Source organism: Pseudarthrobacter sp. AL07 (assembly GCF_029960665.1).
Classification (GTDB): Bacteria; Actinomycetota; Actinomycetes; order Actinomycetales; family Micrococcaceae; genus Arthrobacter.
The window spans coordinates 81,932-97,101 of sequence record NZ_JASBRB010000003.1 but is presented as its reverse complement, the minus strand read 5'-3'; the positions used below and the strand labels follow the sequence as shown (position 1 = coordinate 97,101).

Here is a 15,170-nt window from a genome sequence, read left to right as displayed (position 1 = left end):
CCGGTGTTCACGCGTACCCTGGTGCCGCGTCCACCCCGAAGTACTCCTCCACAGTGCTAATCCCGCGCCCAAAGATGTCGGTGGCCGCTTCCACGCCGATATACCGCAGGTGCCACGGCTCGTAGTAGTAGCCGGTGATCGGGTGGAACATCCACGGGTACCGCACCACAAAACCGAAGCGGTGGGCGTTCGTCTTCGCCCACACCGCCGCCGGCTGATCCGCGAAGCACGGCTGGAAGCCACATGCACCGCCGCCATCGCCTATGTCGAAGGACCAGCCGGTCTGGTGCTCCGAGTAGCCGGGGCGGGCGCTGGCGGTGTCGGCATCGGCCTGGCCGCGGGCCGCCACATAACCGTTGTAGGTCGCCACCTGCGTGCCGTATGAGCGGTAACCGCTCGCCAGCGTCATGTTCACGCCGTCCTGCGCGGCCGCGGCGAACATTGCTTCCGCGGCAGCCGCCGTCGTGCTGTTCAGCAGTGCCGCCTCGCCGGGAACGGCCAGCGGGATGTTGGGCTGGACCAGATCCGCCGGAACGTAGTCCGCCGGCGCCAGCGGACGGTGTTTGTTGACCACCAGCCATGGGCTGGCCGGATCCGTCAGCGAGAACTGACGGGGCAGCGCTGCCGACGGCGGTACGGGAGCCTGCGGCGGCGGCTCAGCTGCCGCCGTCGTGCTTTCGACAGAAGGGACAGCTACTGCGGACGGGGATGCGGAAGTCACCCCAGATGCAGGGGAGGAGGACGACGGCGTCATCGCGGCGGGTGCCTCCGGCGTGCACGCTGCCAGGACAGTCAGCCCGGCTCCGGCGGCGAGGAAGCGGGCGAAGGACCGGCGGCTGGCCCCAGGGAGAAGGCCGCCTGCCACGCAGTTGTGGCACATGTGGGTTAAACCTTCCGCAGGAGCATGCGGCGGATGGAGTGGTCCGCGTCCTTGGTCAGCACCAGCTGGGCGCGGCCACGGGTGGGGAGGACGTTTTCCTCCAGGTTGGGCTCGTTGATGCGCTTCCAGATGTCCCGGGCAGTGGTCTCCGCTTCGGACTCGGAGAGGGTGGCATACCGGTGGAAGTAGGACTCCGGCTGCGCGAATGCGGTGCTCTGGAGCTTCCGGAACCGCTCCACGTACCACTCCTCGATGAAGGAGGTCTTGGCATCCACATAGATGGAGAAATCGAAGAAATCGCTCAGCGCCAGCCCCTGCTTGCCGTCGTGGCGCGGGCGCGCGGGGGCCAGCACGTTCAGGCCCTCCACAATCAGCACGTCCGGGCGGCGGACCACCACTTCCTTCTCCGGCACGATGTCGTAGGTAACGTGGGAGTACCAGGGTGCCCTGACCTCCTCTGCGCCGCCCTTGATCTCGCTCACAAAGCGCAGCAGGGCGCGGCGGTCGTAGGACTCCGGGAAACCTTTGCGTTCCAGCAGCTGCCGGCGCTTGAGCTCAGCCAGGGGATAGAGGAAGCCGTCGGTGGTGATCAGCTCGACGTTCGGGGTGCCGGGCCAGCGCCGCAGCATCTCCCGGAGCACGCGCGCAATGGTGGACTTCCCCACGGCCACCGAGCCGGCCACACCGATGACGAAGGGAGTGCGCTGGGTCTGCTCTCCCAGGAAGGTGGTGGTGGCCGAATGAAGCTGGCCCGCGGCCTCCACATAAAGGTGCAGGAGCCGCGACAGGGGCAGGTAGACCTCGCGGATCTCCTTCATGTCCAGAGGATCGCCGAGGCCACGCAGACGGACAATGTCCTCTTCGTTAAGCGGCTGCTCCATCTGGGCTGCGAGCCGGGACCAGGTCTGACGGTCCAGCTCAACGAACGGGGAGGCACCCTCTCCATTCGCTTCGTTGCGTTGCAAAGTCACTTTAGAGATTCTGCCCCTCGGGCGGCTGAGAGCGAAATGGAGCGCCCTGAGTTTAAAACTCAACCCAGCTGCCGATAAGCTGGGGCCCATGTGTGGAATCGTTGGATATGTGGGCCATCCTGACCGTGGGAATTCCGGTCACAGCGCGTTGGATGTAGTCCTTGAAGGATTGCGCCGCCTTGAGTACCGGGGTTACGACTCCGCGGGCGTGGCGGTGGTCTCTCACGGGTCCATCGAGTCCCGGAAGAAGTCCGGCAAGCTGAGCAACCTCCTCGCCGAGCTGGAGGAACACCCGCTGCCGGAGACGTTCACCGGTATCGGCCACACCCGCTGGGCCACGCACGGAGGCCCCACTGACCAGAACGCGCACCCGCACCTGGCCGACGGCGGCAAGCTGGCCCTGATCCACAACGGCATCATCGAAAACTTTGCCGAGCTGAAGCTGGAGCTCGTGGCCAAGGGCTACGCGTTCGAGTCCGAGACGGACACCGAGGTCGCGGCCGTGCTGCTGGGTGATATTTTCCGCAACAAGCTGGGTGGTGTTGCGTCCGGCGGCGGCCTGACGCTGGCGATGCAGCTCGCCTGCCAGCGCCTTGAGGGTGCTTTCACGCTGCTTGCCGTGCACGCGGACCAGCCCGACGTTGTGGTGGCTGCACGCCGTAACTCACCCCTGGTGGTGGGCCTGGGCGAGGGCGAGAACTTCCTGGGCTCGGACGTGTCCGGGTTCATCGATTACACCCGCCGTGCGGTGGAGCTGGGCCAGGACCAGATTGTCACCATCACCGCGGACACGGTGGAGATCACCGATTTCTATGGCGCCCCGGCCGAGGGCAAGGAATACCACGTGGACTGGGATCCGGAATCGGCGGAAAAGGGCGGGTTCCCGTCCTTCATGGAGAAGGAAATCCATGACCAGCCCAATGCCGTGCTGCAGACCCTGCTGGGCCGCTCGGACGTCAACGGCAAGCTGACCCTCGATGAGCTCCGCATTGACCCGCAGCTGCTGAAGAACATCGACAAGATCATTGTGCTGGCCTGCGGCACGTCCGCGTACGCCGGGCAGGTGGCCAAGTACGCCATCGAGCGCTGGTGCCGGATCGCCACCGAGGTGGAACTCTCCCACGAGTTCCGCTACCGGGACCCGATCGTGGACGCGAACACTCTGATCGTCTCGATCTCCCAGTCCGGCGAGACCATGGACACCCTGATGGCCGTCCGCTACGCCAAGGAACAGGGCGCCAAGACAGTCTCGATCTGCAACACCAACGGCTCCACGATCCCGCGTGAATCCGACGCCGTGCTCTACACGCACGCCGGCCCGGAAATTGCGGTGGCCTCCACCAAGGCATTCCTGGCCCAGATCACCGCCGCCTACCTGCTGGGCCTGTACCTGGCGCAGCTGCGCGGGAACAAGTTCCAGGGCGAGATCAAGGACATCCTGGCGGACCTGAACAAGATCCCGGCCAAGATCCAGCGGATCCTGGACAACGAGGCGCAGATCAAGGAACTCGGCACGTCCATGAAGGATGCGAAGTCCGTGCTGTTCCTGGGCCGCCACGTTGGCTTCCCGGTGGCCATGGAAGGTGCGCTGAAGCTCAAGGAGCTCGCGTACATCCACGCCGAAGGGTTCGCCGCCGGCGAGCTCAAACACGGCCCGATCGCGCTGATCGAGGAAGGCCAGCCCGTGTTTGTGGTGGTCCCGTCCCCGCGCGGCCGCGACTCGCTGCACGCCAAGGTGGTCTCGAACATCCAGGAAGTCCGGGCCCGCGGCGCCAAGACCATCGTGATCGCCGAAGAGGGCGACGAGGCCGTGAAGGCCTACGCCGAGCACGTTTTCTACGTCCCGGCGACGGACACGCTGCTGGCACCGCTGCTCAGCACGGTCCCGCTGCAGATCTTCGCCCTGGCCCTCGCCTCGGCCAAGGGCTACGACGTGGACCAGCCCCGCAACCTCGCCAAGAGCGTCACCGTGGAGTAACCGCAGGCTGATGAACACCGACGAACTGTTGGACCGGGCGGGGAACCTCAAGGAAGCCCTGGTCGCCTACGCATCCTCCCCGGGGTTCGCCCGGCGTCTTTCGCAGGCCATGTCAGACTTCTCCGGGCTTGGGGGTGGGGAACAGAATCAGTGGGCGGAGGCCGTCGAGTCGCTGCTCTATGACCCGGACCAGGGCGGACGCGAGCCGCTACTCGACCGCTATCTGCGCACCAACAAGAATATTGAGCCTGACGAGCGACTCGTCTACGAGGGTTGGCGGGAGCGTAATGTTATCGGCGTCTTCCGCGTCGATGCCCGCAAAGGTGCCCGGCTTAGCCTGCATAACCTCATCGATCAGATGGATTACGATTCCTACGCCACCGCCGGGGCGGAGGCAATCAGCTTCGTCCAGCGAGGCGGCTACGTCATGACGCGTCTGGTGCCCATCGGGGATCTCTGGACGATCAGCGGGACCATGCGCCTGTTCGGCCCGCGGGACCTCCCCGGCGTCCAGACCCTGGCCGCGTCCCTGCTCAAACGCTTTCCCACCTTGGTATTCAATAATCCGGCGAATGTCGAGCAGGGACGCAGGATCGTCGGAGAGCACCACACCACGTTCCTGGACCTCTTTGGCGCGCATATCGTGAGCGGTACCGGGGGTGACATCATTGCGGCGTACCGCAGTTTCCTGAATGCCTGCAGCGAGGCGTCCGTCGCTGCAAATCCCAAGGCTTCCGCGCTGGTGACCGCCGCCGAACAGATCGCGCCGGATGATTCCTTCCCGCCGGAGCTGGCAGAGTCCGACGACGTAGCGCTCTACCATCATCCGCTGATGGGTGTCTCCTTCCTGGTCTGCTACGGGCAGGTCGAGGCGGCATGCCGGACGCCTCCGGCCAATGCGGAGGACCCCGCTGCGGAAGTCCTGCGTGGCTATGTGGAGGACAAGACGGTTCCCGGTTACGTCCTTGAGGACCTTGCAGCGAAATACCCGGACACGGTCGACGCCGCCTACCGGGCTGCCTTGTCCAGCCCCGGATTCCGCTGGGAGCACGACGGCGTGGCCCTGCTCCGCCTGCACAAGCCGAACTTCACCCGGGACAAAGAACTTCCTGGCGTCACGCCGGTGCCTTCATCACTGATCGATGAATACCGCCGGCTCAGCTAGGGCCCGGAACTGGGCCCAGTGCGGCAAGGGACGGGTGCGCGCCGCCAATCCCGGCGGCCTTGCCGTTCAGAAGGTTCCTCGTCCCGTGGCCGATGTACCGCGCCACTTTCTCTCCGACGGCGGATGCGTCCGCTTGTTCGAGGACGTGGGCCAGCTCCTCGAGCGTTCCGGTGACCGAGTGCCGTGCTTGCCGTTCGTCGAGTCCCCAGGAGACGCCCTCGGCGACGAGGTCATCTACGGTCAGTGACGGCTGATAGGCGCGGGAGTTGATCCGGAGGGACATGTTCAGCTGACCGTTGGGCGCGAGGGCGTGTGTTGACACGTCGTAGAGGGGCGCCAGAGTGACGGTTCCGTTCGGGCTCCGCAGCGTGGAGAAATTCTTGGCGTGGGCGTCAGTGTTGCCGACGGCGGTGTTGAACGCCGTGTGCGCGAGTAGTGTCTCGCGGTCGTCGGGCCCGGCTCCGAGGATGTCCCGGCGTCGTCGCAGCAGCCCGGCGAGGTTCTTCAGCTTTGCCGTGGGATTGACGCCTTCGAATTTGCTGTCCGTGTCCCAAGGCAGTCCGAGGGCCTGGGCGCCGTCCTCTTGGTGGATACGCTCCACGCTCCGACCGGCCATGCGGCGGTCGTAGCGTTCCAGGACGAGGACGCTCCGGCCCGCGAAGGAGCGCACGTCGCTGGCGAACGTGGTCAGACCGATCCGCCGCGAAAGCTCTAGACAGAACGCCTCGGCGTGCAGGGCATGCTCGTTCCCGGCGGCCACCGGCTTGAGGATGTGGGTGGAGGCGGCGCCGTCGACGCCCGCGTGCCAGGCTCCGTCCAGCAGGGCAAGGGTGGTCTTAGGCTGGTAACCGGCCAAAGAGCCGCCGCCGCCGACGGCGCCAAGCGCGTAGTCGTTGATGAGGGTCAACCGCTCGGCGATCTGCTCATCGGTCAGGGCCTCATAGGATTCGGCCGGTTCCCCGGGGGCGCCGCCGACACGGATGGCGCCGGCGACGTCGCGGCCGGCATAGGAGACCAGTGCGAACACGTCGTTGCGGCCGGCCTGAGCCTGTTTGGCGAGGTTGGTCCGGCCGGAGCCTTCAGGCAGTAGTCCACCAAAGAATGCGGTGGCCGACTCCGGGGTCGAGGGACGGGGTCCGAGGGGGAGGTTGGCGGACAGGATTCTGGAGCCGATCCCGAACCGGGCCATCCCCGCCTCGGAGGATTCGAACGTGACTGTGGCCGCACTGTTGCGGACCATGCGGCCGATGACGGTGCCGTAGAGGTGGACATCCTGAGCTTCAGCCACGGTCGGCACCTTCCCGGAACGTCAGTTCGATGCCCAGTTTTTCCATGACGGCGAAGAACTGGTCGTTGAGCACCTTGGGCTTGCCCGTCTCCAGCTCGGAGAGGTACCGCTGGCTGACGCCGAGTCGGCTGGCAAGCTCGCGCTGGGAGAGGCCGCTGCGTTGGCGGATGCCGTAGACCATCAGGCCCAGGTCCGCTACTGACTTCATGACGCCGTGCACGCAGCCTCCTTGATAAGTTATTCGTAGTAGCTGACTAATGATTACCTTTTCGTAATCATACCAGCGTGATTACGAAAACGTAATGGCGCGCGCTGTGCACGGCAGGTGCGGAGCGTCCCCGTAGAATAGCGCCATGATTGTTGGCATTGGCGTAGACGTTGTAGACATCGAGCGGTTCGGCCGCCAGCTTGAGCGCACCCCGGGGCTCCGCGACCGGCTGTTCGTACCCGCGGAACGCGAGCTGAACACCCGCTCGCTGGCCGCGCGGTTCGCCGCCAAGGAGGCCGTGGCCAAGGTCCTCGGCGCGCCCGCCGGCATGAACTGGCAGGACTGCTGGATTGGCCTGGACCAGCACGGCCCCACCATCCAGGTCAAAGGCACCGTCCTCGCGGTGGCCGAGTCCAAGGGCGTCAAGCGCTGGCACGTCTCCATGAGCCATGACGGCGGGATCGCCACCGCCACGGTCCTGGCCGAAGGCTGAGCCACCTACTGCTCAGCCCACCGACGGACCTGACACCGTGATCAGCGCCTATACCGGAACCCAGATCAGGGTGGCCGAACAGCCGTTCCTGACTGCCGGGATGGGCGCTGTTCTGATGCAGAGAGCCTCCCACGGGCTTGCCAACGCGGTGGTGCACGAGCTGAAGGCACGCGGCCGGCGACTTTACGGCGCCAGCGTGGCCGTCCTCGCAGGCAAAGGCAACAACGGCGGAGACGGCCTCTTCGCCGCCTCGTTCCTGGCCGCCAGGGGAATGCGTGCGACGGCGGTGCTCACCGCCGGAGCGGCGCACCCCGAGGCGCTGGCTGCTTTTGAGCGCGCCGGCGGGCGCGTGCACCTCCTCACTGAGGTCAATGCCGGCCAGCTGGCGGCACACTTGGCGAGTGCCGACGTCGTAATTGACGCAATCCTGGGGACAGGCGCCAACGGGGGTTTACGCGGGGTGGCCGCTGACCTGGTCAGGGGTCTTGCGGAACTGCGGCTCTCGTCCGGGGAGCCGGGGATCGTGGTGGCCTGCGATGTTCCCAGCGGCGTGGACGCCGATACCGGGGAAGCGCATGAGCCGGTGCTCTCCGCGGATGTGACCGTAACATTCGGCGCAGCCAAGGTGGGACTGCTGGCGGACCCTGGCGCCGATCATGCCGGCCGCGTCCACGTGGTGCCCATAGGCATCGAAGAACACCTGCCGTGGCCGGCGCTGCGCAGGTTTGAGCTGCCGGACCTGGCCCGGCTCCTGCCGCAGCCCGGGAGGCGCTCGCACAAGTACTCCCGCGGCGTCCTGGGCGTTGTGGCCGGATCCGCCGACTATCCCGGCGCCGCCGTGCTCGCCTGCCGTGGCGCGCTGGCTGCCGGCGCGGCGATGGTCCGCTACCTGGGTCCGCCCGAGGTAGCCAACCTGGTCCGGCAGTCCTGCCCGGAAGTAGTCTGCAGCACGGGCTCCGTTGCGGACACCCACGTCCAGGCGTGGCTCGTTGGTTCGGGCATGGGGCCCGGCGACACCGAACAGCTCCAGCGCGCCCACGACGCCGTGGAGTCCGGCCTGCCCGTGATCGCCGACGCCGGGGCGCTGCCTGCCCTGCCCGTGGTCCTGGGGCCGCAGGTGGTGCTCACGCCGCACGCCGGCGAACTGGCGTCCCTCCTGCAGCGGCTTGCCTCGTCCCCGGACAGCCCCGACTTTGATCCTGCCCCCGAGCGTAGCGCCGTCGAGTCCTCCACCCTCGGTGCTGCCCGGCGTGCGGCCGTGCTGACCGAGGCCACCGTCCTGCTGAAGGGCGCCACCACGGTGGTTGCGTCGCCCTTTCAAGACTTCTACAGCCAGGCGGACGGCACGCCGTGGCTTGCCACCGCCGGAAGCGGCGACGTCCTGGCCGGGATCATCGGTGCGCTGCTCGCCCAGATGGGGTCCGACGTCGGGCGCTTCCGTGACGCGGGCATCGATCCGGACGAGCGCTGGGCGGCGATTGCAGCCCTCGGGGCAAGTCTCCACGGGCTTGCCGGGGCAACGGCGTCCGGCGGCGGGCCGCTGACAGCAGGCCGCATTGCCGACGCCGTACCAGACGTTTGGAGTAAAGCCAGCATGCTTAGTAAACCGACGGGTCAGAAACGTAATAGTCTCACCCACCCGCTACCGTAGGCAGAGGTTCTGCACCGGCTGGGGCGGTTTTTGTGTCCACGCCCCGGCTGTCGAACAATTATGAGGAGTACGCATGGAAATCTGGCCCGGAACGGCTTATCCGCTTGGCGCCACTTTTGACGGGACCGGCACGAACTTCGCTCTGTTCAGCGAGCATGCCGAAAAGGTAGAGCTGTGCCTTTTTGATGACGACGGTGTTGAGACGCGGTTCACGCTCGATGAAGTGGACGGCTACGTGTGGCACGGCTACGTCCCGCAGGTCCAGCCGGGCCAGAAATACGGCTACCGCGTCCACGGGCCCTATGACCCGGACTCAGGCAACCGCTTCAACCCCAACAAGCTGCTCCTGGACCCGTACGCCAAGGCTGTGCACGGCCAGGTGGACTGGGACCCGGCCCTGTTCTCCTACAACCTGGGCGAGCCGGACTCCGTCAATAATGAGGACTCGGCGCCGCACATGATGATGGGTGTGGTCATCAACCCGTTCTTCGACTGGGACGGCGACCACAACCTCCGTGTCCCGTACCACAAGTCGGTCATATATGAGGCGCACGTCAAGGGTCTCACCCAGCTCCATCCCGAGATCCCCGAGGAGCAGCGCGGAACCTATGCCGGCGTGGCGCACCCGTCAGTGATCTCACACCTGCAGAAGCTCGGCATCACCGCGATCGAACTGATGCCGGTGCACCAGTTCGTCAACGAGGGAACCCTGCAGGACCAGGGGCTGAACAACTACTGGGGCTACAACACCATCGGCTTCTTCGCGCCGCAAAACACCTACAGCTCCACCGGCGACACCGGCCAGCAGGTCCAGGACTTCAAAGCCATGGTCCGCTCGCTGCACCGGGCCGGCATCGAAGTGATTTTGGATGTGGTGTACAACCACACCGCCGAAGGCAACCACCTGGGGCCCACGCTCTCCTTCAAGGGCATCGACAACCCCTCCTACTATCGGCTGATGGAGGGCGACGAGAAGCACTACATGGACTACACGGGCACCGGCAACTCGCTCAACGTCCGCCAGCCCCACTCGCTGCAACTGCTCATGGATTCGCTGCGGTACTGGGTCACCGAAATGCACGTGGATGGCTTCCGCTTCGACCTCGCCTCCACCCTGGCGCGCGAGTTCTACGATGTGGACAAGCTCTCCACGTTCTTCGAACTCATCCAGCAGGACCCGGTGGTGTCCCAGGTCAAGCTCATCGCCGAGCCCTGGGATGTGGGTCCGGGCGGCTACCAGGTGGGTAACTTCCCGCCGCAGTGGACAGAATGGAACGGCAAATACCGAGACACGGTCCGGGACTTCTGGCGCGGCGAACCGGCAACGCTGGGCGAGTTCGCTTCGCGCATCACCGGTTCGGCCGACCTGTACGAGCATTCGGGCCGGCGTCCCGTAGCGTCCATCAACTTTGTCACCGCCCATGATGGCTTCACGCTGGCAGACCTGGTGTCCTACAACGAAAAGCGCAACGACGCCAACGGCGAGGACAACAACGACGGCGAGTCCCACAACCGGTCGTGGAACTGCGGGGCCGAGGGCCCCACCGACGATCCCGCCGTCCTCGGGCTGCGCGCCCGCCAGCAGCGGAACTTCATCGCCTCGCTGCTCCTGTCCCAGGGTGTGCCCATGCTGCTGCATGGAGACGAACTGGGCCGCACCCAGCAGGGCAACAACAACGGCTACTGCCAGGATTCGGAACTGACCTGGATCAACTGGGAGAACATCGACCAGCCCCTCGTTGAGTTCACGTCCGCCGTCAACGCGCTGCGGGCCAAGCACCCCACCTTCCGCCGGAGCCGGTTCTTTGACGGCCGTCCCGTGTTGCGAGGGGAAGGCGAGCGGCTGCCGGACATCGTATGGCTGGACCTCGAGGGCGAAAACATGAAGCCCGAGGACTGGGACAGCGGTTTCGGCCGGTCGGTGGGAGTGTTCCTCAACGGCGACGGCATCCAGGGCAAGGACGTCCGAGGCCGCCGGATTACCGACGTGAACTTCGTGCTGTACTTCAACGCGCACGACGACATGGTGAACTTCACCCTTCCAAATGACGAGTACGCGCCGGCGTGGGACATCATCATCGACACCGCCGGGCATAACGCGGACACTGCTCCGGTGAAGGCCGGCCAGACCCTGACCGTCGATGCCAAGTCACTGGTGGTCCTCAGAGCGCACATGGTGGAGGAAGCCGAGCCAGACCACTCAGTGGCTGCCTCGCTGGCTGCCCTGACGCAGACCAGCACCAGCGAGACCGAAGCCCTTAGTACGCCCACCGTGCCCGAGCCCAAGAAAACGAAAAAGGTCAGCAAGCCGAAAGACCAGGAAAAGTGAAGGTTCCGGCGTCCACCTACCGGCTCCAGATCCGGAGCAGCTTCACGCTTTTCGATGCTGCCGAAACGGTTCCGTACCTGAAATCACTGGGTGTGGACTGGGTCTACCTGTCTCCGATCCTGACGGCGGAACAAAGATCCGATCACGGCTACGACGTGACGGATCCGTCGTCGGTGGATCCGGAGCGGGGCGGCCCGGAAGGACTGCTGGCGCTTTCTGCTGCCGCGCGGGAACATGGCATGGGCGTGCTTGTGGACATTGTCCCCAACCATGTGGGTGTGGCCTCGCCGGCGCAGAACCCGTGGTGGTGGTCGCTGTTGCAGGAAGGGCGCGGCTCGCCGTACGCGGAAGCGTTCGACGTCGACTGGGACTTTGGTGCCGGCCGGATCCGGATCCCCGTCCTGGGCGGCGATGACGACCTTGATGTGCTGGAGGTTGCCGATGGCGAGCTCCACTATTACGGCCACCGGTTTCCGTTGGCCGCAGGATCATACTCCGACGGCGACTCTCCGCGGGCTGTGCATGAGCGGCAGCATTACGAACTCGTCTCCTGGCGCCGGGCGGACAATGAGCTGAACTACCGGCGGTTCTTCGCGGTCAACACCTTGGCGGGTATCCGGGTTGAGAACCCCTGGGTCTTCGACCAGGCCCACGCAGAGGTGAAGCGGTGGTTCGATGCCGGCCTGGTTGACGGGCTGCGCGTGGACCACCCGGACGGCCTGGCGGATCCCGCCGGGTATCTTCGGTGGCTCAAGGACCTCAGCGGCGGAGCGTACGTCCTGGTGGAGAAGATCCTGGAGCCGGGGGAGGAGCTCCCGACGGAATTCGCCTGCGAGGGCACCACCGGCTATGACGCCCTGGCCGACCTGGACCGGCTGCTGGTGGAACCGGCCGGCGAGGCTGCTCTGAACGCGTTGGATGCACAGCTCCGTTCCGGGGAGCCTGCCGACTATGCGGGCATGATCCTGGGGACCAAGCGTGCCGTGGCTGATGGCATGCTGCGGTCCGAGGTCCTGCGGCTGGCCCGCCTGGTCCATGCTGACGCCGGGCTGTCTGCTGACCTGTCCGCGGAAGCCTCGGCGGATGCCCTGGCCGAGGTCATCGCGGCTTTCCCCGTGTACCGCACCTACCTGCCCACGGGTGAGGATGTGCTGCGTGAAGCCTGCGCGGCTGCTGCTCGCCAGCGTCCTGACCTTTCCGACACGCTGGAGGCTCTGCTTCCCCTCCTGCTGAAGCCCGAGACTGAACTGGGCCTGCGGTTCCAGCAGACGTCCGGCATGGTGATGGCCAAGGGTGTTGAGGACACGGCCTTCTACCGCTACAACCGGCTGGGGACACTGACGGAAGTGGGAGCGGACCCGTCCCACTTCTCGCTCGCCCCGGAAGAGTTCCACCGGCGGATGGCCGAGCGCCAAGAGTCCCTGCCGCTGTCCATGACCACGCTGACCACGCACGACACCAAGCGCAGCGAGGACACGCGGGCACGGATCTCCGTGATCGCTGAGCTGCCGGCGGAGTGGGCAGGAACCCTGGACACTCTTCGCGGGCTCGCCCCGGTGCCCGACGGCCCGTTCGAGGCGTTGCTGTGGCAGGCGGTCATCGGTGCGTGGCCGGCGTCGCGGGAACGGTTGCATGCCTACGCCGAGAAAGCCGCCCGGGAGGCAGCCAACTCCACCACGTGGACAGATCCGGACGAGAAGTTCGAATCACGGGTCACGGCTGCTGTGAATGCTGCGTTCGACGACGACCGGGTCACGACCGTGATCGAGGACTTCGTCGCCCGGACGGCTGCCTTTGCCGCAACCAATTCGCTGTCCCTGAAGCTGCTCCAGCTGACCATGCCCGGGGTGCCCGATGTTTACCAGGGCACCGAATTCCACGACCGGTCGCTGGCCGACCCGGACAACCGGCGGGCTGTCGACTTCGAACGGCGCGAAACCGCCTTGGCCGTGCTGGATGCGGGTACCCTTCCGGCAGACTTCCGGGACGAAGCCGCCAAACTGCTGGTGACCTCCCGGGCGCTCCGGCTGCGCCGGGACCGGCCCGAACTTTTCGAGGGCTACCGGCCCGTTCTTGCGTCCGGCCCGGCCGCTGACCACCTGGTGGCGTTCGACCGTGGGGCTGGCGCCACAAGAGGCGCCCTGACCCTGGCAACTCGGCTTCCCTGCGGACTGGAACGCGCCGGCGGGTGGCGGGATACCGCCGTCGAACTTTCCACGGCCATGTGCGATGAACTTACAGGACGGACGCACGGCCCAGGCCCGGTGCCGGTGGCCGACATCCTCCAGCCTTACCCTGTGGCGCTGCTGGCGCCCGTGAACGGAGAGAACGCATGAGCCTGACGCACCACGGTTCCGGCCGGTTCGATGTCTGGGCCCCGGACGCCTCGGCCGTTTCGCTGCTCGCCAACGGGCAGCAGTACCCCATGAAGCAGCTGGCGGCAGCCCCTGGTGCAGATGGCTGGTGGTCCGCGCCGGACGCGCCGGCGGACTCAGACGTGGAGTACGGTTACCTGCTCGACGGCGAGACGCATCCACTGCCGGACCCCCGGTCCCGCCGCCTCCCGGATGGTGTCCATGCCCTGTCCCGCACCTTCGATCCCGGCTCCTACGCTTGGCAGGACGCCGGCTGGCAGGGCAAGGAACTGCGCGGTTCGGTCATCTACGAACTTCACGTGGGAACCTTCACCCCCGAAGGAACATTGGACGCCGCCGCGGATAAGCTCGGATACCTCGCGGACCTGGGCGTCGACTTTGTGGAGCTGCTGCCGGTCAACGGATTCAACGGTACCCACAACTGGGGTTACGACGGTGTCCAGTGGTTCGCGGTCCACGAAGGCTACGGCGGGCCTGCGGCCTACCAGCGCTTTGTGGACGCCGCCCACGCCGCCGGACTGGGCGTCATCCAGGACGTGGTCTACAACCACCTGGGCCCCAGCGGCAACTACCTGCCCAAATTCGGCCCCTACCTCAAACAGGGGGACGCCAACACGTGGGGCGATTCGGTCAACCTCGACGGCCCGGGCTCCGACGTCGTCCGTGAATACATCCTGGACAACGCGGCCCTGTGGCTGCGCGACTATCACGTGGACGGGCTGCGACTGGATGCCGTTCACGCACTCCGCGATGAGCGGGCCGTGCACCTCCTGGAGGAGTTCGGCGCGCTGGGCGATGCCATCTCCACGGAGACAGGGCTTCCCAAGACCTTGATCGCCGAATCGGACCTGAACAATCCGCGGCTGATCTATCCCCGCGATTCCAACGGCTTCGGTCTTGCCGGGCAGTGGAGCGACGACTTCCACCATGCGGTGCACGTCAATGTCAGCGGCGAGACCGCAGGGTATTACGGCGATTTCGCGTCCCTCGGCGTGCTGGCCAAGGTCCTCAAGGATGGCTTCCTGCACGACGGCAGCTACTCCAGCTTCCGCGGACGCCACCACGGCCGGCCCATCGACACCTCGCTGGTCCACCCCGCGGCCTTGGTGGTCTGCAGCCAGAACCACGACCAGATCGGCAACCGTGCCATCGGCGACAGGCTGTCCCAGTCCCTCCCGTACGGCCCGCTGGCCGTAGCCGCAGTGCTGACGCTGACCGCGCCGTTTACGCCCATGCTGTTTATGGGCGAGGAGTTCGGGGCCTCTACCCCTTGGCAGTTCTTCACCTCGCACCCCGAACCGGAGCTGGGCAAGGCGACGGCGGAGGGCAGAATCCGCGAGTTCGAACGCATGGGGTGGGATCCCGCCGTCGTCCCCGATCCACAGGATCCCGAAACGTTCCGGCGCTCCAAACTCAACTGGGCGGAGGCCGCTGAGGGTGACCACGCGCGGCTCCTGTCCCTCTACCGTTCGCTGACGGCGCTGCGGCGGGCTCACCCCGAACTGGCCGGGCTGGGGTTCGAGGAAACCGACGTGACGTTCGACGACGACGCCGGCTGGTTGCGCTTCCGGCGCGGGTCGATGGAGGTGCTGCTGAACTTCTCGGCATCGCCGGTGCGGCTGGACGGTTTGGGCGGCTCGGTGCTGCTGTCGACGGACGAGGACACCCTGTTCCACGACGATTCGTTCGTGCTGGCGGCGCACAGTGGGGCGGTTCTTACTGCAGGGGCAGAAGTAGCCTCGAGCCCTCCCTGACGCGGAAATTAGGGTGACGTTGTCCCGTTGACTGGAAGTTAGGATGGGAATTTGTGTCGCTGGGGAATCAGGGCGGGC

Annotated in this window: 11 protein-coding genes; 7 read left to right on the top strand and 4 right to left on the bottom strand. The window is 66.1% G+C overall.

The window, feature by feature from the left end; genetic code table 11:
• Positions 1-7 precede the first annotated feature (7 nt).
• A complete protein-coding gene (locus QK290_RS04025) occupies positions 8-880 on the bottom strand; it encodes a M15 family metallopeptidase (RefSeq protein ID WP_282329436.1) in 873 nt (290 codons plus the stop codon).
• A 5-nt stretch (positions 881-885) separates the two neighbouring features.
• Entirely contained in the window at positions 886-1,851 is a 966-nt protein-coding gene (gene coaA, locus QK290_RS04020) for a type I pantothenate kinase (RefSeq protein ID WP_282329435.1), read from the bottom strand.
• 88 nt (positions 1,852-1,939) lie between these two features.
• On the opposite strand from coaA, the gene glmS reads away from it, so the two are divergent.
• A complete protein-coding gene (gene glmS, locus QK290_RS04015) occupies positions 1,940-3,829 on the top strand; it encodes a glutamine--fructose-6-phosphate transaminase (isomerizing) (RefSeq protein ID WP_282329434.1) in 1,890 nt (629 codons plus the stop codon).
• 10 nt (positions 3,830-3,839) lie between these two features.
• Positions 3,840-4,994, top strand: coding sequence for a hypothetical protein (locus QK290_RS04010; RefSeq protein ID WP_282329433.1), 1,155 nt, complete (start codon positions 3,840-3,842; stop codon positions 4,992-4,994).
• Here QK290_RS04010 and QK290_RS04005 read toward each other — a convergent pair.
• Positions 4,987-6,282, bottom strand: coding sequence for a HipA domain-containing protein (locus QK290_RS04005; protein ID WP_282329432.1), 1,296 nt, complete (start codon positions 6,280-6,282; stop codon positions 4,987-4,989). The genes QK290_RS04010 and QK290_RS04005 overlap by 8 nt on opposite strands.
• Positions 6,275-6,502 (bottom strand): helix-turn-helix domain-containing protein, encoded by a 228-nt coding sequence (locus tag QK290_RS04000; RefSeq protein WP_282329431.1) that lies wholly within the window; start codon positions 6,500-6,502, stop codon positions 6,275-6,277. The genes QK290_RS04005 and QK290_RS04000 overlap by 8 nt, the downstream gene beginning before the upstream one ends.
• Positions 6,503-6,635: 133 nt before the next feature.
• Here QK290_RS04000 and QK290_RS03995 point away from each other — a divergent pair, with 133 nt between their 5' ends.
• The 5 genes from QK290_RS03995 (at position 6,636) to treZ (ending at position 15,092) form a co-directional block, all read left to right on the top strand.
• The gene (locus QK290_RS03995; protein WP_056344245.1) at positions 6,636-6,983 is read left to right on the top strand and encodes a holo-ACP synthase; all 348 of its coding nucleotides are present in this window, start codon (positions 6,636-6,638) and stop codon (positions 6,981-6,983) included.
• A gap of 37 nt (positions 6,984-7,020) precedes the next feature.
• Positions 7,021-8,634 carry an NAD(P)H-hydrate epimerase gene (locus QK290_RS03990; RefSeq protein ID WP_282329430.1) on the top strand — a complete coding sequence of 538 codons (1,614 nt, stop codon included), beginning with the start codon at positions 7,021-7,023 and terminating at the stop codon, positions 8,632-8,634.
• A gap of 73 nt (positions 8,635-8,707) precedes the next feature.
• The gene (gene glgX / locus QK290_RS03985) at positions 8,708-10,963 is read left to right on the top strand and encodes a glycogen debranching protein GlgX (protein WP_282329429.1); all 2,256 of its coding nucleotides are present in this window, start codon (positions 8,708-8,710) and stop codon (positions 10,961-10,963) included.
• Positions 10,960-13,299 carry a malto-oligosyltrehalose synthase gene (treY, locus tag QK290_RS03980; RefSeq protein WP_282329428.1) on the top strand — a complete coding sequence of 780 codons (2,340 nt, stop codon included), beginning with the start codon at positions 10,960-10,962 and terminating at the stop codon, positions 13,297-13,299. The genes glgX and treY overlap by 4 nt, the downstream gene beginning before the upstream one ends.
• The gene (gene treZ, locus QK290_RS03975; RefSeq protein WP_282329427.1) at positions 13,296-15,092 is read left to right on the top strand and encodes a malto-oligosyltrehalose trehalohydrolase; all 1,797 of its coding nucleotides are present in this window, start codon (positions 13,296-13,298) and stop codon (positions 15,090-15,092) included. The genes treY and treZ overlap by 4 nt, the downstream gene beginning before the upstream one ends.
• The last annotated feature ends 78 nt before the right edge of the window (positions 15,093-15,170 follow it).